Source organism: Kitasatospora sp. NPDC054795 (assembly GCF_053611565.1).
In genome coordinates this window covers 1-19,026 of the sequence record NZ_JBSHAP010000160.1, presented here as the reverse complement: position 1 = coordinate 19,026, position 19,026 = coordinate 1, and the positions used below count along the sequence as shown (strand labels likewise).

14 protein-coding genes are annotated in these 19,026 nt (G+C 74.6%); 11 read left to right on the top strand and 3 right to left on the bottom strand.

Annotation, left to right across the window (positions count from 1 at the left end; genetic code table 11):
- Nucleotides 1-344 precede the first annotated feature (344 nt).
- Entirely contained in the window at nt 345-1,634 is a 1,290-nt protein-coding gene (locus ACWGJO_RS36690; RefSeq protein WP_452190010.1) for an MFS transporter, read from the top strand.
- 45 nt (nt 1,635-1,679) lie between these two features.
- Here the strand turns inward: ACWGJO_RS36690 and ACWGJO_RS36685 are convergent, their stop codons facing one another.
- Nucleotides 1,680-2,216 carry a GNAT family N-acetyltransferase gene (locus ACWGJO_RS36685; protein ID WP_452190008.1) on the bottom strand — a complete coding sequence of 179 codons (537 nt, stop codon included), beginning with the start codon at nt 2,214-2,216 and terminating at the stop codon, nt 1,680-1,682.
- A gap of 44 nt (nt 2,217-2,260) precedes the next feature.
- On the opposite strand from ACWGJO_RS36685, the gene thpR reads away from it, so the two are divergent.
- Nucleotides 2,261-2,848, top strand: coding sequence for an RNA 2',3'-cyclic phosphodiesterase (thpR, locus tag ACWGJO_RS36680; protein ID WP_452190007.1), 588 nt, complete (start codon nt 2,261-2,263; stop codon nt 2,846-2,848).
- A gap of 268 nt (nt 2,849-3,116) precedes the next feature.
- On the opposite strand, the gene serC is transcribed toward thpR, so the two are convergent.
- Together serC and ACWGJO_RS36670 are read right to left on the bottom strand one after the other, a co-directional pair.
- Entirely contained in the window at nt 3,117-4,244 is a 1,128-nt protein-coding gene (gene serC / locus ACWGJO_RS36675; protein WP_359913855.1) for a phosphoserine transaminase, read from the bottom strand.
- A 174-nt stretch (nt 4,245-4,418) separates the two neighbouring features.
- Complete coding sequence (locus tag ACWGJO_RS36670; protein ID WP_387691571.1) at nt 4,419-5,519, bottom strand: citrate synthase 2; 1,101 nt, start codon at nt 5,517-5,519, stop codon at nt 4,419-4,421.
- Between the two features lie 437 nt (nt 5,520-5,956).
- Here ACWGJO_RS36670 and pdxH point away from each other — a divergent pair, with 437 nt between their 5' ends.
- The 9 genes from pdxH (at nt 5,957) to ACWGJO_RS36625 (ending at nt 18,952) form a co-directional block, all read left to right on the top strand.
- Nucleotides 5,957-6,589, top strand: a complete 633-nt coding sequence (gene pdxH / locus ACWGJO_RS36665; protein ID WP_452190009.1) for a pyridoxamine 5'-phosphate oxidase — start codon at nt 5,957-5,959, stop codon at nt 6,587-6,589.
- A gap of 154 nt (nt 6,590-6,743) precedes the next feature.
- Entirely contained in the window at nt 6,744-6,935 is a 192-nt protein-coding gene (fxsA, locus tag ACWGJO_RS36660; protein WP_359913861.1) for an FxSxx-COOH cyclophane-containing RiPP peptide, read from the top strand.
- 240 nt (nt 6,936-7,175) lie between these two features.
- Nucleotides 7,176-8,564 carry a TIR-like protein FxsC gene (locus ACWGJO_RS36655; RefSeq protein ID WP_452190006.1) on the top strand — a complete coding sequence of 463 codons (1,389 nt, stop codon included), beginning with the start codon at nt 7,176-7,178 and terminating at the stop codon, nt 8,562-8,564.
- Entirely contained in the window at nt 8,554-12,567 is a 4,014-nt protein-coding gene (fxsT, locus tag ACWGJO_RS36650; RefSeq protein ID WP_452190005.1) for an FxSxx-COOH system tetratricopeptide repeat protein, read from the top strand. Before ACWGJO_RS36655 ends, fxsT begins: the two co-directional genes overlap by 11 nt.
- Nucleotides 12,568-12,602: 35 nt before the next feature.
- Complete coding sequence (locus ACWGJO_RS36645; RefSeq protein ID WP_452190004.1) at nt 12,603-13,763, top strand: FxsB family cyclophane-forming radical SAM/SPASM peptide maturase; 1,161 nt, start codon at nt 12,603-12,605, stop codon at nt 13,761-13,763.
- A gap of 213 nt (nt 13,764-13,976) precedes the next feature.
- Nucleotides 13,977-15,044, top strand: a complete 1,068-nt coding sequence (locus ACWGJO_RS36640; protein ID WP_452190003.1) for an aKG-HExxH-type peptide beta-hydroxylase — start codon at nt 13,977-13,979, stop codon at nt 15,042-15,044.
- A gap of 386 nt (nt 15,045-15,430) precedes the next feature.
- The gene (locus ACWGJO_RS36635) at nt 15,431-15,616 is read left to right on the top strand and encodes a hypothetical protein (protein WP_359913873.1); all 186 of its coding nucleotides are present in this window, start codon (nt 15,431-15,433) and stop codon (nt 15,614-15,616) included.
- A gap of 61 nt (nt 15,617-15,677) precedes the next feature.
- A complete protein-coding gene (locus ACWGJO_RS36630) occupies nt 15,678-18,083 on the top strand; it encodes an FxsB family cyclophane-forming radical SAM/SPASM peptide maturase (protein WP_452190002.1) in 2,406 nt (801 codons plus the stop codon).
- 155 nt (nt 18,084-18,238) lie between these two features.
- Nucleotides 18,239-18,952, top strand: a complete 714-nt coding sequence (locus tag ACWGJO_RS36625) for an aminoglycoside N(3)-acetyltransferase (protein WP_452190001.1) — start codon at nt 18,239-18,241, stop codon at nt 18,950-18,952.
- Nucleotides 18,953-19,026 lie beyond the last annotated feature (74 nt).

The following is a 19,026-nucleotide window of genomic DNA, read 5'->3' as shown; positions in this document are numbered from 1 at the left end:
GCGGGGGCGGGCGGGTGCTCACGTACGCAGCACCCCACCCCCCACCCCCCCCCCCCCACCGGCCCCCCCCCACCCCCGCCCGCCCGCCGCCCCCGCCACGAGGGGAGACCAACGTGACACCGCCGGCCGCAGCCAGCGCCGCCGCCATCCGCACCGACGACCCGACCACCGACCCCGCTGCGGCCAATGCCGCGGCCGCCGACGCCCAGGCACCCGCCCCCACGGGGCTGCCCGGCAACGGCGACGACGACCCCGACGAACGCACCGCGGCGGACTCCGCCGCCCAGCGCCGCACCCACGCGGCCGCGTCCCCGACCGGTACCCGCTTCACCAGGCCCGGGGGGATGTTCTCCTCACTGCGCGTTCGCAACTACCGCTACTACTTCGCCGGCCAGGTGGTCTCCAACACCGGCACCTGGATGCAGCGCATCGCCCAGGACTGGCTTGTGCTGAGCCTCACCGGCAGCCCGCTCGCGGTCGGCATCACCACCGCCATGCAGTTCCTGCCGATGCTGCTGCTCGGCCTGTTCGGCGGCGTGCTCGCCGACCGGATGCCCAAGCGCCGGCTGCTGGTCTTCACCCAGGGCGCGATGGGCCTGCTGGCCGCCGGCCTCGCGGTGCTGACCGTCGGCGGCGTGGTGACGCCGTACTACGTGTACGCCTTCGCACTGCTGCTCGGCCTGGTCACCGTGGTGGACAACCCGACCCGGCAGGCCTTCGTCTCCGAGATGGTCGGGCCCAAGGACCTCGCCAACGCCGTCAGCCTGAACGCCGCCAACTTCCAGACCGCCCGGCTGGTCGGCCCCGCCGTCGCGGGCCTGCTGATCGCCGCGGTCGGCAGCGGCTGGGCGTTCGCCGTCAACGCGCTGTCCTTCGCCGCCGTGATCGGCGGGCTGCTCGCGATGCGGGAGGGCGAACTGCGCCCGACCGAGCCGATCGCCCGCGAGAAGGGTCAGCTGCGCGAGGGGCTGCGGTACGTCAAGGAGCGGCCCGAGCTGCTCTGGCCGATGGTGCTGGCCGGGTTCATCGGCACCTTCGGCTTCAACTTCCCCACGCTGCTCTCCGGCTTCGCGTACGACACCTTCAAGGTCGGCGCCGGCCAGTACGGCCTGCTGAACACCGCGATGGCGATCGGCTCGCTGACCGGTGCGCTGCTCGCCGCCCGCCGGGGCGTGCCGCGGCTGCGCCGGCTGGTCGGCGCGGCGCTGGCCTTCGGAGCGCTGGAGGTGGTCGCCGCGTTCGCGCCCGACTACTGGACCTTCGCGCTGCTGCTGATGCTGGTCGGGGTCTTCGGGCTGAGCTTCAACACCTCGGTCAACTCCTCGCTGCAGCTGGCCACCGACCCCGCGATGCGCGGCCGGGTGATGGGCCTGCTGGTGCTGGTCTTCACCGGCGGCACGCCGATCGGCGCCCCGATCGTCGGCTGGGTGACCGCCTCGTACGGGCCCCGGCTCGGCCTGCTGGCCTGCGGACTGGTGTCCGCGGCGGCGGCCGGCACGGTCGGCCTGGTGCTGGCCCGCAGCGCGGACCTGCGGGTGCGGTTCGACCTGCACCCGGGCCGCGGCGGCCGGGTGGTGGCCTTCGTGCCGCGGACCGCGCCGGCGGCCAAGTCGGAGCTGGCCGCGGCCTGCTGACCATCCGTCGGGCCCCCGGGAGGCGTCCCGGGGGCCCGTGGCGGTTCAGAGCCGGATGGCGAGGACCTGGCCCGGCCAGACGCCGTCCGGCCGCTCGACCTCGAAGCCCTCGGTCTCGGTGAAGCCGAGCGCCCGGTACTGGGCGACCAGTCCGCGGTCGGCGCCGGCGTAGCAGTCCACCCGGAGCAGGCCGATGCCGCGGCGGCGGGCCTCCTCCACCGCGTCGGCGATCAGCGCGGCGCCGATGCCCGAGCCCTTGCGGGTGCGGTCGGTGACCAGGTTGCGGACGAACAGCTCGCGCTCGGCCACGGCGGGGACGTACGCGCCGCGCTCCTCGGACAGCACGCAGGAGCCGACCGTACGGCCCCGGTCGTCCACCGCGAGACGGATCAGGAACGGCTCGGCGCCGTACTTCGCGATGTGCTCCACCCGGGCCGGGTCGGTGCTGAAGGGCTGGTCGCCCCACTGGCCGGTGCGGCCGCGGCCGGCCAGCCAGGCCACGGCGCCGTCGAGCAGGGCGAGGACGTCGGGGACGTCCTCGGGGCCTCCGGTGCGGATCTTCACGCCGCTGGAATCGATCATGGATCCGTTCTATCCCGAACCGGCGTGCGCGGGAAGATTGATCCATGAGGTTGTTCGTGGCGGTGCTGCCCCCCGCAGAGGCGCTGCAGGGGCTCCTCGACGCGGTCGCGCCGCTGCGGGAACTGCCCGGGGCGGAACGGCTGCGCTGGACCGGCGTCGAGGGCTGGCACCTGACCCTGGCCTTCCTGGGCGAGGTGCCAGCCGAGCGGCTGCCGGAGCTGGCGGCGGGCCTGGCCGCCGTCGCCGAGGTCCACCCGGTGCACCGGCTGCGGATCGCGGGCGCGGGGCGGTTCGGCGACCGGGTGCTCTGGGCCGGGGTCGACGGCCAGGCCTGGGCGCTGCGCAGGCTGGCCGACGCCGTCACCGCGGCCACCGCCGAGGTCACCGGGGCGACCGACGACTACGCCTTCCACCCGCACCTCACCCTCGCCCGCGCCGGCTCCTCGCGCGGCCACCGCAGGGCCGTGCAGCGGGTCGCGGCGGCCGAGCTGGACGGCCTGGTGGCGGCGCTGGCCGACTACCGGGGGCCGGAGTGGGACGCCACCGGGCTGCACCTGGTGCGCAGCGACCCGGGCGGCGGCTCGGTCCACTACGAGTCGCTGTACACCTGGCCGCTGGCGGACTGGAGCTGAGGCCCCCCGGGGGGCGGCTCCGGGACCGGGGCCGCGGGGCCCGGGGCCAGGGCCCGGGAGAAGTCCGGGGCGGGCCGCAGGTACGCTCGATGACCGTGGACCCCAAGACTCGTATGCGCATCGTCTCCGGCACCCTGGTGCTGATGCTGGTCGTCGTGCTGATCAGCTCGCTGGTCGGCCGCTAGGGCGGCCCCCGGCCCGGCCCCGGAACGGCGAGAGGGCCACCGCCCGTCGGCGGTGGCCCTCGGCCGTGTCCTCGGGGGACCGGTCAGACCTTCGCGAGCTGCTCCACCACGTGGTCGATGCAGTGGGTGAGCGCCTCGACGTCCGCCGGGTCGATCGCCGGGAACATCGCGATGCGCAGCTGGTTGCGGCCCAGCTTGCGGTACGGCTCGGTGTCCACGATGCCGTTGGCACGCAGTGCCTTGGCGACCGCGGCGGCGTCCACCGACTCGTCGAAGTCGATGGTGCCGACCACCTGGGAGCGCTCGGCCGGGTTCGCCACGAACGGGGTGGCGTAGGCGGACTTCTCGGCCCAGGAGTACAGCCGGGACGAGGAGTCCGCGGTGCGGGCGACCGCCCAGTCCAGACCGCCGTTGCCGTTCAGCCACTCCAGCTGGTCGGCCAGCAGGAAGAGGGTGGAGAGCGACGGGGTGTTGTACGTCTGGTCCTTCGACGAGTTGTCGATGGCCGTCGGCAGCGAGAAGAACGGCGGGATGTAGCGGCCGGAGCCGGCGATCTCGGCGGCGCGCTCCAGCGCGGCCGGGGAGAACGTCGCCAGCCACAGGCCGCCCTCGGAGGCGAAGGACTTCTGCGGGGCGAAGTAGTAGACGTCCGTCTCGGTGATGTCCACCGGCAGGCCGCCGGCGCCCGAGGTCGCGTCCACCAGGACCAGCGAGCCCTCGTCCGCGCCGACCGGACGCCCGATCGGCATCGCGACGCCGGTCGAGGTCTCGTTGTGGGTGAGCCCGTAGACGTCCACGCCGGCCTCGGCGACCGGCAGCGGGTGGGTGCCCGGGGCGGTCTTGATCACGGTCGGCTCGCCGAGCCACGGCGCGGCCTTGACCGAGGAGGCGAACTTCGAGGAGAACTCGCCGAAGTCCAGGTGCTGGGACTTCTCCCGCACCAGGCCGAAGGCGGCGATGTCCCAGAAGGCGGTGGAGCCGCCGTTGCCGAGGACGACTTCGTAGCCGTCCGGCAGCGAGAACAGGCTGCTCACGCCCTCGCGCACGCGCTTGACCAGGTCCTTGATCGGGGCCTGGCGGTGCGAGGTGCCGAGCAGGGAGGTCTGGGTCGCGGCGAGGGCACTCAGGGCCTCGGGGCGCACCTTGGACGGTCCGCAGCCGAAACGGCCGTCTGCGGGCTTGATGTCAGCGGGGATCTGGATCTGAGCCACGCGCGCAGCCTACCGGCCGGAGGGTTCGGCGGGGTACGGCCGTCCGCCCGCTGAGACCGTGATCACTGCTGCCCGGAGGCGGGCCGGAGACATGCGGCAGCGGGCCCGGCCGGAGCCGGACCCGCTGCTCAGGGGCACTGTCCGGACGCTCGTCCGGTATCCCCGGGGAGGGGATCAGCGGACGATGGCGTCCCAGCCCTCGATCTCCTCGGGGCGGCGCGGGCCGGGGCCGATGTAGCGCGCGGAGGGGCGCACGAGCCGGCCCGTGCGCTTCTGCTCCAGGATGTGCGCCGACCAGCCGGCGGTGCGCGCGCAGGTGAACATCGAGGTGAACATGTGCGCCGGGACCTCGGCGAAGTCCAGCATGATGGCGGCCCAGAACTCGACGTTGGTGGCCAGCACGCGGTCGGGGCGACGGTTGTGCAGCTCCTCCAGCGCGGCCTTCTCCAGCGCCTCGGCGACCTCGAAGCGCGGCGCGCCGAGCTCCTTGGCGGTGCGGCGCAGCACCCGGGCGCGCGGGTCCTCGGCGCGGTAGACGCGGTGGCCGAAGCCCATCAGGCGCTCGCCCTTGTCCAGGGCGTTCTTGACCCAGGCGGTCGCGTCGCCGGTGCGCTCGATCTCCTCGATCATGCCGAGCACGCGCGACGGCGCGCCGCCGTGCAGCGGGCCGGACATCGCGCCGACCGCGCCCGAGAGGGCGGCCGCGACGTCGGCGCCGGTGGAGGCGATGACCCGGGCGGTGAAGGTGGAGGCGTTCATGCCGTGCTCGGCGGCCGAGGTCCAGTAGGCGTCGACGGCCTTGACGTGCTTCGGGTCCGGCTCGCCCCGCCAGCGGATCATGAACCGCTCGACGACCGTCTCGGCCTTGTCGATCTCGCTCTGCGGGACCATCGGCAGGCCCTGGCCGCGGGCCGACTGGGCGACGTAGGACAGGGCCATCACGGCGGCCCGGGCGAGGTCGTCGCGGGCCTGCTCGGCGTCGATGTCCAGCAGCGGCTTGAGGCCCCAGACCGGGGCGAGCATGGCGAGTGCGGACTGCACGTCGACCCGGATGTCGCCGGAGTGCACGGGGATCGGGAACGGCTCGGCGGCCGGCAGGCCGGGGTTGAACTTGCCGTCCACCAGCAGGCCCCAGACGTGGCCGAAGGAGACGTTGCCCACCAGGTCGTCGATGTCGACACCGCGGTACCGCAGGGCGCCGCCCTCGCGGTCGGGTTCGGCGATCTCGCTCTCGAACGCGACGACTCCCTCAAGCCCGGGTACGAAATCGGACATGCGACGGCTCCCTCAGTTCTGTGATCGGCGCTCCGCCGTGGTGGGGCGGCGCACCAGTGACCGAATGGTGTTTGGCACTCGGTGCCAGAGTGACAGGCACGGGGTGCATTGCGCCATACACCACCGTGGTGATGTTTCCCGCGGGCCCGCTCGACTTTCCCGCCGGAGGGGCCGGTCGTGCCCGGGGGAGCCCCGGAACCCCTGCGATCCCCGGAGTCAAACGCCTTGTTCCGGACAATTCCCCTCGGGGCGGGCGGTCAAGCGGCGGCGGGTCACCTCATCTCCCACCGGGGTTTGTCCGGAGGTAGCGGCGCCCGTTGCTTGTCGTACGGGATGATGTTGGCGTGCAGACCCCGGATCGCGCCCAGTCGACGCCCCCGAGCCCCGCCAACCGGACCCTGGCCGACGAGGCCCGCCCCGGCCCGGACCTCACCGTGATGCGCAAGCACTACAGCCACGAGGGCCTGGTCGAGGAGCGGCTCGCGCCCGAGCCGATCGGCCAGTTCACCCGCTGGTTCCACGAGGCGGACGACGCCGGGGTGGTGGAGCCCAACGCCATGGTGCTCTCCACCGCCGACGCCGAGGGGCGGCCCAGCTCGCGCACCGTCCTGCTCAAGGGCTACGACCTGCGCGGCTTCGTGTTCTTCACCAACTACGGCTCCCGCAAGGGCTCCGAGCTGGCCGCCAACCCGTACGCGGGGCTGCTCTTCCCATGGATCGCGCTGGCCCGCCAGGTGATCGTCCAGGGCCGGGTGGAGAAGGTCGGCCGGGACGAGACCGCCGCCTACTTCCGCACCCGCCCGCACGGCTCCCAGCTGGGCGCCTGGGCCAGCGAGCAGTCCAGCCCGGTCGGCGGCCGAGAGGTCCTCGAACAGCGCTACGCCGAGCTGGAGCGGCGCTACCCGGAGGGCGAGGGCGTGCCCGTCCCGCCGTTCTGGGGCGGGTACCGGGTGGTCCCGCAGAGCGTCGAGTTCTGGCAGGGCCGGGAGAACCGGCTGCACGACCGGCTCCGCTACGTCGCCGACCCGTCCGACCCGACGGGGTGGCGGGTGGAGCGGCTCTGCCCGTGATCCCTTCGGCCCAAAGGCTCCGCGCGGCGTCCGCGCAGAGCTGATGGACCGTCATCCGTCCGGTAGGATGCCCGTCGCGGACCTGGGCCGATGCAGCTCCGGCCGGCGGCCCGCCGTGCCGACACGATCGAGTGAGGGACTGAGTGAGGGACTGATGGGCGTCACCGGTGCGGGAACCGCCGCTGGACTCGGCTCTGACCTGGTCGACGTCGCCGCCCTGCCGCTCGACGAACTCGACGCCCTGCCCGACACCGTCCTCGGTGACCTGCTGCGCCGGGTGGTCGCGGACGCCCTGACCCCCGGCGCGGAGCCGCTCGCGGCCTTCCAGTCGGCGCTCGACCGGTAGCACCGCAGGAGCCCGCGCCCCCGCGCCCGGCGCGTCGAGCCCGACGGGCGCCCGCGCCCCCCGCCGGTGCGCCCCCTGAGCGCCGGAGCGCCCCCGGCCGGGGAAGTGCGCCTGACCACCGACTAAACCCCCCGAGGCGGCCGAATCCGCCAACTCGCCAGCGTGGACGGTGGAGTTCGGGACATGCTGGGGTATGAAACCAGCGCCGTCGCGGACCGTTGGGCACGGGGGGAACAGGTGATGGAGCAGGAACAACACCGGCCGTACTTCTTCTTCAGCTACGCGCGTCGGGACTTCGAGGCCGAGGACGCCTTCGTCAACCAGTTCTTCAACGACCTGCGGGACGAACTCGGGCGGCTGGTCGGCACCGGCGTGCGCGGCGAGGAACTGGCCTACCGGGACACCGAGCAGCTGCGCCTGGGCGACGACTGGGCCGAGCGGCTGGCCACGATGCTCGGCCGCAGCCGGACCATGATCGCGCTCTACTCCCCGGCCTACTTCACCAGCCTCTACTGCGGCAAGGAGTGGACCGCCTTCCGCGGCCGGGTCCGGCGCCACCACGAGGAGACCGGGGAACTCATCCCGGCACTCGTCCCGGTGCTCTGGGAACCCGTCGAGCCGGGCGACCTGGCCGACGAGGTCAACAAGATCCAGTGGGCCCAGCCGGACATGGGCGAGGCCTACGCCCGGTACGGCCTGCGGGCGCTGCTGCGCACCGCGCAGGGCGGGGCGTACGAGCAGGTCGTCCGGGTGGTCGCGGAGCGGGTCCGGGACGCGGCCGCGCGCCGGCTCGGCGAGCTGCCCGAGTTCGACCTCGGCGCCGTGCGCGGCTACTTCCCGCCCCCGGCGGCGCCGTCCCCGGCGTCCGCCCCCGGGATGGTGCGGCTGTTCATCGCGGCCGGGCGCGCCTCGGAGCCCGCCGCCGAGGGCGGCTGGTACGGCTCCAAGCCGTGGCACTGGGCGCCCTACCACCCGCCCGTCCAGCCGTCCCTGGCGGCCCGCGCCCAGCAGGTGATCACCGGCGCCGGACACACCACCACGCTGGAGGAGGTCGACACCGCCCTCGCCGACAAGCTCGACCAGGCCCGCGAGGACAGCCAGGTCAGCATCCTGCTGGTGGACCCGTGGGTGGCCGGAGCCGAGCGCTACCGATCCGCGCTGCGCGCGTACGACGAGCAGAACCACCCCGTCACCGGCGTGATGGTGCCCACCGGCAGCGGCGACCCGGCCGACGGGCCGGAGCGCGACGCGCTCTGGGCGGGCGTGCGCGACGTGTTCCGGCGCAACTGGCTGCGCCGGAGCGACCTGGAGCACTTGTTCCGGGTCAAAGTGAGCCGGGAGAGCTTCGACAACGACCTCACCATCATGGTGACGGTCGCTCAGAACAAGCTCATGGACGACAACCTGGATTGGGGGGACGATGGCGGCGACGCCTTCGGCCTCGGCCCCGGCGGCCCGGACACCGGCCCGGCGATGCCCGGGCTGACCATCCCGGCCGGCCCGCCGGGGCCCCACCGGGGGCCCGCACGCGTCAACCGGGGCCTCCCGGGTTCCACCGACCTGCCGCACCAGAGCCGGGGCAAGGACACCGCTGTCCCGCTGAGGGGGGAGAAGAACGATGACCACTGAGCCCGGCGCGGATCCGGAGCGCGGCGGACCGGGATCGGTCGTCACGTTCTACTCCTTCAAGGGCGGCACCGGCCGCACCATGGCGCTCGCCAACGTCGGCTGGATCCTCGCCAGCCGCGGCCTGCGCGTCCTGGTCGTCGACTGGGACCTGGAGGCGCCCGGCCTCCACCGGTACTACCACCCGCTGCTGGTCGACCCGGAACTGCACTCCACCGACGGCCTGATCGACCTGCTGCGCTCCTACGTCAAGCAGGCGCTGCCCTCCGCCGCCGGGCCGGTCGGGCAGTCCCCGGCCGCCTGGCTGGACGAGCCCGGGCGCCTGGATGGCTACGTCTGCGGCCTCGCCCTCGACCTGCCGCCCGGCGGCCGGCTCGACTTCCTGCCCGCCGGCCGGCAGAACGCCGCCTACGCCGCCGCCGTCACCAGCTTCAACTGGCGCAGCTTCTACCACGGCCGGGACATCCGCGGCGGCGAGTTCCTGCGCGAGCTGCGCGACCGCTGGGCCCGCGGCTACGACTACGTGCTCATCGACAGCCGCACCGGCGTCAGCGACACCTCCGGCATCTGCACCGTCCTGATGCCCGACACCGTGGTGGACTGCTTCACCTTCAGCGTCCAGAACATCCGCGGCGGCGTCGACGCGGCCCGCGACATCGCCGCGGCCGAGGAGCGGGCGATCCGGGTCCTGCCGGTGCCGATGCGGGTCGAGGACGCCGAGCAGGAGCGCCTGGAAGCCGGCCGCGACTACGCCCGCGAGGCCTTCGCCCCCTACCTCGGCCGCTGGCTGGCCGGCGACCGCCGGGCCGGCTACTGGGCCGACGTCGAGGTGCCGTACAAGCCCTTCTACGCCTACGAGGAGGTGCCCGCCACCGTCGCCGACCGGCCGCAGGAGGCCCGCAGCCTGCTCAACGCCTTCGAGCGGCTGGCCGGCTGGATCACCGACGGCCGGGTCCGCGCCCTGCGCCCGCTCACCGCCGAGACCCGCCGCCGGCTCTACGGCGCCTACCTGCGCTCCGCCCGGGCGGTTCCGCGCCAGGTGTTCGTCAGCTACGCCCCCGAGGACCGGATGTGGGCCGAGTGGGCCGCCGGGACGCTCACCCGCTTCGGCTACCAGACCTCCCTGCACAGCGCCGCCGAGTCGTACAGCGGCCCCCGGCCGCCGGAGGTTGTTGGGCCGGTGGACGGCCAGGGCCGGCTGCTCGCGCTGCTCTCGCCCGAGTACACCGCGCTGCCCCGCGCGGCCGAGGTCTGGCAGCTCCTCCAGGGGCGCGAACTCGCCTCCGGATCACCGTCGTTGGTCGCCTTCCGGCTCCAGGACTCGGACGAGCCGGTGCCCCGCCCGTTCACCGGGCCGCCGGTGCCCGACCTGGTCCGCTCCTCCGCGGTCGGCGCCGAGTCCCAGCTCTACGCCGAACTCGGCCCGCCGCCCGGCAGCAGCCGCCAGTCGGACACCGACAGCGGGGAGTTCGCCGCCCCCGCGCGGTTCCCCGGCACCGCCCCGCAGGTCCAGGAGGCGCCCTCGCGCAACGCCGCCTTCATCGGCCGAGGCAAGCTGCTCGAACTGCTCCGCAACCGCTTCACCGGCGGGCCCGCCGCCGTGCTCAGCCAGGTGCTCTACGGCTTCGGCGGCGCCGGCAAGTCCCAGATCGCCGCCGAGTACGCGCACCGCTTCAAGGCCGCCTACGACGTGGTCTGGTGGGTGCCCGCCGAGGAGCCCGCCAACATCCCGCAGAAGCTCGCCGAACTCGCGCCCCGGCTCGGCGTGCCCACCAGCGACGACGTCGCGCACACCGCCGCCGCCGTGCTCGACGCGCTGCGCCGCGGCCAGCCGTACCGCCGGTGGCTGCTCGTCTTCGACAACGCCGGCACCCCCGAGGAGCTCGCCCCCTGGCAGCCGGCCGGCTCCTCCGGCGGGCACGTGCTGATCACCTCCCGCAACCAGGGCTGGGCCCGGCACGCCGGCCTGGTGGAGGTCGACGTCTTCCTCCGCGAGGAGAGCGTCCGGCTGCTGCGCCGCTTCAACGGCGGGCTCTCCTCTGAGGATGCCGACCAGGTCGCGCAGCGCCTCGGCGACCTGCCGCTCGCCGTCGGCCAGGCCGCCGTCTGGCTCCAGGAGACGTCGATGCCGATCGCCACCTACCTCGAACTGCTCGACGAAGAGCTCACCGAGATGCTGGAGCGCACCCGGCTGCGCGCCGCCGACTACCCGCACTCGGCCGCCGCGACCTGGCGCATCTCGGTCGAGGAGCTGCGCCGGATGAACGCCCCGGCCGCCCAGATCCTGGAGATCTGCGCCTTCTTCGGCCCCGACGCCATCCCGATGCGGCTGCTCTACAGCCGGGCCGTCACCCGCGCCCTGCGGCTGCCCCCGCGCGCGCCCCGCGACAAGCTCGCGATCGGCGAGTTCCTGCGCGCCATCAACCGCTTCGGGCTCGCCCGCACCGACCAGGGCAGCGAGACCATCACCGTGCACCGGCTGGTCCAGGCGGTGCTGCGGGACCAGGTCGAGGAGGAGCGGCGGGCCGAACTGCGCGGCGTCGTCCACGCCGCGCTCGCCACCGCCAACCCCGGCGACCCGGACGTGCCCGTGAACTGGGCCGAGTACGCCGAACTCCTGCCCCACCTCTGGCCGTCCGGAGCGCTTGACAGCGCCGACGAGGACGTCCGGCAGTGGATCATCGACTCGGTCCGCTACCAGTGGAAGCGCAGCCTGCACGAGTCCGGCCGGGAACTCGCCGAACGGACCCTGGAGCACTGGCGCCAGGACGGCTACGGCGGGCCCGGCTTCGACGTCGACAACGACGCCCAGACGCTCATGCTGCGCACCCAGCTGAGCAACATCCGCCGCTCCCAGGGCGCCCTCCAGGAGGCGTACGAGATGGACCGGGACATCCTGGAGCGCTTCACCGCGACCCTGGGCCCGGAGCACTCCCACACCCTCGCCGTCGCCAACAGCCTCGGCGCCGACCTGCGCTTCCTCGGCCGCTACGACGAGGCCCGGTCGCTCGACCGCCGCACGCTGGACGCCGCCCGGCGCACCCTCGGCCCGGACCACCCCCGCACCCTGATGATCACCAACAACCTCGCCGTCTCCGACTACCTGGCCGGCGACCGCCGGGCCGCCCTGGAACGGCACCGCAGCAACTACCTCCAGCAGCGCGACGCGCTCGGCGCGCACAGCCTCTACGCGCTCTCCTCGGCCTCCAACTACGCCCGCGACCTGCGCGAGACCGGGCGGCTGCGGGAGGCCCTGGACCTGCTGGAGGAGACCGTCCGGATCTACCAGCAGACCATCGGCGACAGCCACACCGACACCCTGCGCGCCCGCAAGAACCTGGCCGTGGCGCTGCGCCGGGCCGGCCGGTACCACGAGGCCCTGGAGATCGACGAGGACATCTACCAGCGCTACCTGGACATCAACGGCCCCGAGCACCCCGACACCCTGGCCGCCGCCACCAACCTGGCCAGCGACCTCAACGCGCTCGGCGACACCGGGCGGGCGATCCCGCTGGCCGAACGGGCGCTGGCGCGGTACCGCGACTACCTGGGCGAGAACCACCCGGTGACGCTGGCCGGCGCCAACAACCTCTCGGTGTACCTGCGGCTGGCGGGGCGCGCGACGGAGGCGCGCGACCTGTCCGGCCGTACGCTGGCGCAGTTCCGCACCGTCCTCGGCGCGCACCACCTCTACATCCCGATCGCGATGATGAACCACGCCAACGACCTGTCGCTGGCCGGGGAGCTCCAGGACGCGCTCGACCTGGAACTGGAGGCCGCGCCGCTGATGACCGAGGCCCTCGGCCAGGACCACTACGACTCCATCGGCATCAACTCCAACCTCTCGCTGTCGATGGCCGCCCTCGGGTACGCCGAGCGGGCGGCGGAGCTGCGGGCGGACTGCATCCGGCGGGCCCGGATCACCCTGGGGGAGGAGCACCCGACGACGATCGCGGTGCGGGCCGGGACGCGGCTGGACTCCGACGTGGAGCCGCCGCACGTGTGACGGACGGTCGGCCGGCGTGGCCTAGGCTCACCGGCATGGTGGCGTTCCGGCAGTTCCTGCTGAAGATCCACAGTCGGTGCAACCTGGCCTGCGACTACTGCTACGTGTACGAGGGCGCGGACCAGAGCTGGCGCGAGCGGCCGCGGCGGATGGAACTCGCGACCGTCCGCCGCACCGCCCGGCGGATCGAGGAGCACGCGGCCGAGCACGGCCTGGACGAGGTGTCCGTGGTGCTGCACGGTGGCGAGCCGCTGCTCGTCGGCGCGGCCCATCTGGACGCGCTGCTGGCCGAGTTGGCGGCCGTCCGGCCCCGGATGCGGTTCACCGTGCAGACCAACGGGCTGCGGCTGCTGGACGAACCGGCCCTGCTCGACGTGCTGCACCGCCACCGGGTCGCGGTCGGGGTCTCGCTGGACGGCACCCGGGCCGGCCACGACCGGCACCGCAGACTGCCCTCCGGCGCGGGCAGTTGGGCACGCACCGCCGAGGCGGTGCGGCTGCTCGGCTCGGACCGGCACCGGGACCTCTTCGCCGGCCTGCTGTGCGTCGTCGACCTGGAGTCCGACCCGGTGGCCACCTACGAGGCGCTGCTGGAGTTCGCGCCGCCCCGGATCGACCTGCTGCTGCCGCACGCGACCTGGCAGGAGCCGCCGCCCGGCGTCCGGCCGCGGCCGGTGCCGGACGCGCCGCCGTCGGGCGCGGAGCCGGCGCCGTACGGGCAGTGGCTGATCGCCGCCTTCGACCGCTGGTACGACGCGCCGCGCCGGGAGACCGGGGTGCGGCTGTTCGAGGAACTGGCGGTGCTGCTGCTCGGCGGGCGGGCGGCCAGCGAGGCGGTCGGGCTGGCGCCCGTCGACCTGGTGGTGGTCGAGGCGGACGGGACGATCGAGCAGGCGGACAGCCTCAAGGTGGCCTACGACGGCGCCCCCGGGACCGGCCTGGACGTGTGGCGGCACGGCTTCGCGCGGGCGGGCGCGCACCCGGCCTTCCAGGCCCGCCAGCGCGGCCTCGCGGGCCTCGGGCCGGTCTGCGCCGGCTGCCCGCTGGCCCGGGTCTGCGGCGGGGGGCTGTACGCGCACCGGTACGCGGGGGACGGCTTCGGGCACCCGTCGGTGTACTGCGCGGACCTGGACCGGCTGGTCCGGCACATCGCGGGGCGCCTGCGGGCGGGCGTGGCGGGGCTGGCGGGGAGCTGAGGACCGGTGCGGGGCGGGCGGTGGGCGGTGGGTTCCTGGTGGGCGTCGGGCGTCGGGCGTCGGCGGGTGGCGGTTCGGCTCACCCGTCCGGGTCATGCCCGGCCGCCGTCCGGCTGATCCGCCCCGGCGCGGGGAGACTGCGGGCGGACCCGGCGGGTTGGGCGATGGGCCGGCCGACCGGGCCGGGAGCCGAACGGACGAGGAGGAGGACCGGTGGCGGGTACGGGCGAGGTGGTGGCGGCCGGGGTACCGGGCGCCCGCGGGGCGGACGGGCTGCCCCGGCACGGCGTGGACGGGGAGACGTTCCGGGCGATCGCGGGCGCGCGTGGCGGGCCGCAGGCCGTCCGGCTGCTGCGCGGTGGGCAGTTGAGCAAGCGGGCGCTGCTGCTGCTGGCGCTGCGCCGGGCGGTGCCGGAGCACGACGGCTACCGGGAGGCGTACGCCCGGGTCCGGGCGCTGCAGCGGGACGACCGGGAGCAGTGGGAGGAGGTGCTGCTGCGGCCCGAGTTGGACGCCTGGGCGGCCGACTGCCTGCGCGGCGCGGCGGCGGGGGAGGAGGTTCCGCTCGGCGGGCTGGGCGAGTTCCTCCGCCCCGGCTCCGGCGTGCCGCTCGCGCTGGAGTGCGACGGGCTGCGCTGGGCGCCGTCGATCGACCACGCCGGCCCGCGCCGGGTGGACTACGGACGTCCGCCGGCCGGCCCGCTCGCCGGTGCCGAACTCGGGCTCTGGGAACAGCGGTTGTCCGAGGCCTGGGGCATCCTGGTGCGCCGTCACCACCGCCATGCGGCGGCCGTCGCGGCCTGCGTGACCACCGTCGTCCCGCTGCGGCCCGCCCCCGGCGGGGAGGCGGTGAGCGCCGCCGCCCGGCGGGCCTACGGTGCGGTGGCGGCCTCGCTGCCGGGCGATCCGGTGCTGCTGGCGCTGGCCCTGGTGCACGAGTTCCTCCACGTCCAACTCGGCGCCCTGCTGGACCTGGTGCCGCTGCACCGCCCCAACGGCCCGGCCGTCCACTACGCCCCCTGGCGCCCCGACCCGCGCCCGGCCGGGGCGCTGCTCCAGGGAGCGTACGCGCACCTGGGCGTGGCGGACTTCTGGCGGGCGGAGGCAGCCGCCGGCGCGGGCGACGCCGCCCGCGCGCACGGGGAGTTCGCGCGCTGGCGGACGCACACCCTGGCCGCCGGGCGGACGCTCCTGGGCTGCGGCGAACTGACGTCGAGCGGGCTGGAGTTCACCGAGGAGCTGGTGCGGACGGTCCGGGAGCTCGGCGGGCCGGGGGAATGAATCCCGGACATCGGACGCTTGGCCGGATGGCGTGCTTGCCGGAGGGCTTCCCCGGGCACTCCCGGGGTGTGCCCAGGTACTGGTTCAGGTGCTGGTCCCGGTTCCCGTCCGGGGCCTGCTCCGGGTTCTCCTCCGGAAGCGGGCCCGGGTGTTCGTCCGGGCGCTCGTCCCTGCGGTGCGCTTCGGCGTGCGCCAGGGCGAAGTGCGCGACCGCTGAACGGGTGAATTCTGGGGGCTCAGCGCGCTGTCGTACGACGTGGACCGCCTGGGGAGTTCAACGTGAGTCCGCAAGGTGCCGCGCGGAGTCTTCGCTGGCACTACATTGGTCGCAACCGGGTGGGCTTACCCACCCTCGGCAGGTCCTAACCGCGCCTAAGGAAACGAATATGACTCCGGTAACCAGCATCAGGCCGGCCGGCAAGCTCACTGACCCTCAGGAGACGCCGGAACGCCCCTCCCTCGCCGATCTCGCCGCGCTCGGCGCGGAAGAGCTCGCCTCCCGGCTCCAGCGCGCGCTCCCCGGCGCGGAATCCGGCCTTGTGCCGGTCGCTGCCTTCAACTCCTCGATCTGACCCGACCCGGACCCCCGAGCGGAACCCAGACCGAGCAGACCGAACCGAGCCGAACAGTTCCATGACGACGTCGATTCCGCTGCCGTTGACGCAGTTCGTGGTCAAGATGCACAGCAGGTGCGATCTGGCCTGCGACCACTGTTACGTCTACGAGCATGCGGACAGCAGCTGGCGCTCCCGGCCGAAGGTCATCGCGGACGGGATCATGGCCAAGGCCGCCGAGCGCATCGGTGAGCACGCGGCCGCCCACCGGCTGCCCGCCGTCCGGGTCGTCCTGCACGGGGGAGAACCCCTGCTCGCCGGCCCGGACCGCTTGCGCCGCGCCGCCGGGACGCTCCGGGCGGCACTCCCGCCCGGCTGCGTGCTCGACCTGCGCATCCACACCAACGGCGTGCTGTTGAGCCGGGACTTCTGCTCGCTGTTCGCGGAGCAGGACATCAAGGTCGGCATCTCGCTGGACGGTGACCGGGCCGCCAACGACCGCCACCGGCGGTTCGCCGACGGACGCAGCAGCCACCCGCAGGTGCTGCGGGCGGTCGCGCTGCTGAACGAGCCCGAGTACCGGCACCTGTTCGCCGGGCTGCTGTGCACGATGGACGTCGAGAACGACCCGGTGGCCGTGTACCGGGCGCTGGCCGAACTCCGCCCGCCCGCCGTGGACTTCCTGCTTCCGCACGCCACCTGGGACGATCCGCCCGCGCGCCCCGCCGGACCGGCCACCACCCCGTACGCCGACTGGCTGCTGACCGTCCACGGGCTGTGGGAAGCGGACGGGCGGCCGTTCGCCGTACGGACCTTCGAGTCCGTGCACCGGACCCTGCGCGGATTCTCCAGCCTCACCGAGTCGCTCGGCCTGGAGCCCTCCGACCTGGCGGTCCTGGAGACGGACGGGACCTTCGAGCAGGCCGACAGCCTGAAGACCGCGTACGACGGCGCGCCCGTCACCGGCATGAACGTTTTCGCGCACAGCCTCGACGACCTGGCCCGCCACCCCGGCATCGCCGCCCGCCAGTCCGGCCTGGCCGGGCTGAGCGAGGCCTGCCGCGCCTGCTCCGTGGTCCGCTCCTGCGGTGGCGGGCTGTACGCCCACCGCTATCGGAGCGACGATGGAGGAGGCAGCTTCGACCATCCCTCCGTCTACTGCGGTGATCTCATGACGTTCATCAACGGCATTGCGGGGAACGGGAGTTCGACTGGCGTTCCGGCGCTGGCGGCCGAGGCCGCCCGGCCCGGCGCCGAGCCGCTGCCGCCCGGCGCGCTCACCCCGTCGCAACTCGACGAACTGGCGCGCGGATACGGGAGCGCGGAGACCGTCGCCGCGCTCGGCCGCTCCCAACTCGCCCTCACCCGGGCGATGCTGGCCGCCGCCTGGGACGCCTCCGGACAGGGGCGGGCCGAGGCGTGGGCCCTGCTGACGGAGCTCGACACGGCGGCCCCCGCCGCCGTGGACACCGTGCTCGCCCACCCGTACGCCCGCTCCTGGGCGGCCCGCAGACTCGCCGGGGACCTGCCGGTCGGGCTCGGCCCGCTGGCCGCGCTCGCCGCGGCCGCCGCGGTGCGGGCCGGGCGGGGGGACGCGGTGGCGGTGCCCGTCCGCGGCGGGTGGCTGCACCTGCCGACGCTCGGCCGGATCGCCGTACCCGACGGCGAGGCCGTGGTCACCGGGCGGACCGACGGCTTCGAGGTGCGGGCGTCCGACGGCTCGGTGTACACCGTGCCGGACCAACCGCTGCGGCGGGTCCGGCTGGCCGGCGGCTGGACGGTCGCCCTGGAGGACACCGACCCGCTGCGCGACTGCCACGACCACCCGGTGGCGGACCGCCTGTCCGAGGGCGAACTGCTCGACTGGACGGGCGCGTTGCGCGAGGCCTGGGAACTGCTCGGGCGGGACCTGCCCGGGTACGCGGAGGGCATCCGGGCCGGCCTGGCGACGGTCACCCCGTTGCGGCCGGGCCCGACCGGCCGGGACGTCAGCTCGGCGGCCCGACAGGCGTACGGCGCGGTCGGCATCGCCCGGCCCGCCACCGCGCCTACCCTCGCCCTGCTGCTCGCGCACGAGTTCCAGCACGTCAAGCTCGGCGCGGTGCTGGACCTGACGGACCTGTACGACCGCGCCGACACCACGCTGTACCTCGCCCCCTGGCGGCCCGACCCCCGGCCGCTCGAAGGGCTGCTCCAGGGCACGTACGCCCACCTGGCCGTCACCGAGTACTGGGGCACCCGCACCCGCGCGTACGACGGACTGCCGGGACCGGCCGCCGACCGGGCGCGGGAGCAGTTCGCGCTGTGGCGGCGGTACACCGCCGAAGCTGTGGAGCGGCTGGCGTCGTCCGGGGCCCTGACCGGGACCGGCTCGCGCTTCGCCGACGGCATGCGTGCCACCGTGGCACCCTGGCTCGCCCTGCCGCTGCCCGCCGCCGCCGAGCAGGCGGCCGACCGGGTACGGCGGGAACGGGCCGGGGTCTGACCTCCCACTCCCGCCGCCCCGGGTCCTCCCTCGCCCGGGGCCATCAACCCCGGGGAAACGCCATCCTCACCGAACCCCGCGGCGGCGTCGCCGTCGCCTCCCCCGTCCATCCCCTCGTCCGCGACCTCGCCGACCTCGGGGTCCGTCCGGGCACGGTGCTGCACGTCCAGGCGTCCCTGCGCGCCCTCGGACCGGTGCCCGGAGGGGCGGCCGGTGTGGTCGAGGCCCTGCTCGAACTCCTCGGCCCCGACGGCACCCTCGTCGCCTACACCGCCACGCCCGAGAACTCCGCCACCTCCCGCGTCCACCAGTCCGCCACCGCCGGCCTCTCCCCGGCGGAGGTGGCCGACTACCAGGCCCGGATGCCCCGCTTCGACCCGGCCACCACCCCGGCCTCGCCCTCCATGGGGGCGCTGTCGGAAGCCGTCCGCTCCTGGCCGGGCGCACTGCGCAGCCGCCACCCGCAGACCTCCTGGGCCGCCGTGGGCCGACTCGCCCACGAGGTCACCGCCCACCACCCGCTCACCTCCCACCTCGGCCCGGAGTCGCCGCTCGGACGGCTCTACGACCTGGACGCCCGGGTGCTGATGCTCGGCGTCCCGATGGACCGCTTCACCGGCTTCCACCTCGCCGACCTGCGCATGCCCGACGTGACCGTACGCGAGTACCGCTGCGTCGGCGCGGACGGCTGGACCACCTTCCGGGCCCCCGACCTGGACGACCTCCACTTCGGCCGCCTCGGCGCCGAGGTCCTGCGCACCGCCCGCGGCGTCACCACGGCCCGCATCGGCGCCGCCGACTGCCGGCTGGTGCCGCTGCGCGAGGCCGTCGACCTCGCCGAGGCCGCCCTGCGCCGCCCCCACCCCTGAAACCCGCCCCGCTTCCCCCTCACCTTCGCCCTCCCACCGTTTCCCACCCCCCGCCCCCACACCCACCCCGCCGC

Bases quoted from the DNA above. Each gene is read 5' to 3' on its own strand.
- ACWGJO_RS36690 (WP_452190010.1), top strand. From the start codon at position 345: ATGTTCTCCTCACTGCGCGTTCGCAACTACCGCTACTACTTCGCCGGC.
- ACWGJO_RS36685 (WP_452190008.1), bottom strand. From the start codon at position 2,216: ATGATCGATTCCAGCGGCGTGAAGATCCGCACCGGAGGCCCCGAGGAC.
- thpR (WP_452190007.1), top strand. From the start codon at position 2,261: ATGAGGTTGTTCGTGGCGGTGCTGCCCCCCGCAGAGGCGCTGCAGGGG.
- ACWGJO_RS36670 (WP_387691571.1), bottom strand. From the start codon at position 5,519: ATGTCCGATTTCGTACCCGGGCTTGAGGGAGTCGTCGCGTTCGAGAGC.
- pdxH (WP_452190009.1), top strand. From the start codon at position 5,957: ATGCGCAAGCACTACAGCCACGAGGGCCTGGTCGAGGAGCGGCTCGCG.
- fxsA (WP_359913861.1), top strand. From the start codon at position 6,744: ATGGGCGTCACCGGTGCGGGAACCGCCGCTGGACTCGGCTCTGACCTG.
- ACWGJO_RS36655 (WP_452190006.1), top strand. From the start codon at position 7,176: ATGGAGCAGGAACAACACCGGCCGTACTTCTTCTTCAGCTACGCGCGT.
- fxsT (WP_452190005.1), top strand. From the start codon at position 8,554: ATGACCACTGAGCCCGGCGCGGATCCGGAGCGCGGCGGACCGGGATCG.
- ACWGJO_RS36645 (WP_452190004.1), top strand. From the start codon at position 12,603: ATGGTGGCGTTCCGGCAGTTCCTGCTGAAGATCCACAGTCGGTGCAAC.
- ACWGJO_RS36635 (WP_359913873.1), top strand. From the start codon at position 15,431: ATGACTCCGGTAACCAGCATCAGGCCGGCCGGCAAGCTCACTGACCCT.
- ACWGJO_RS36630 (WP_452190002.1), top strand. From the start codon at position 15,678: ATGACGACGTCGATTCCGCTGCCGTTGACGCAGTTCGTGGTCAAGATG.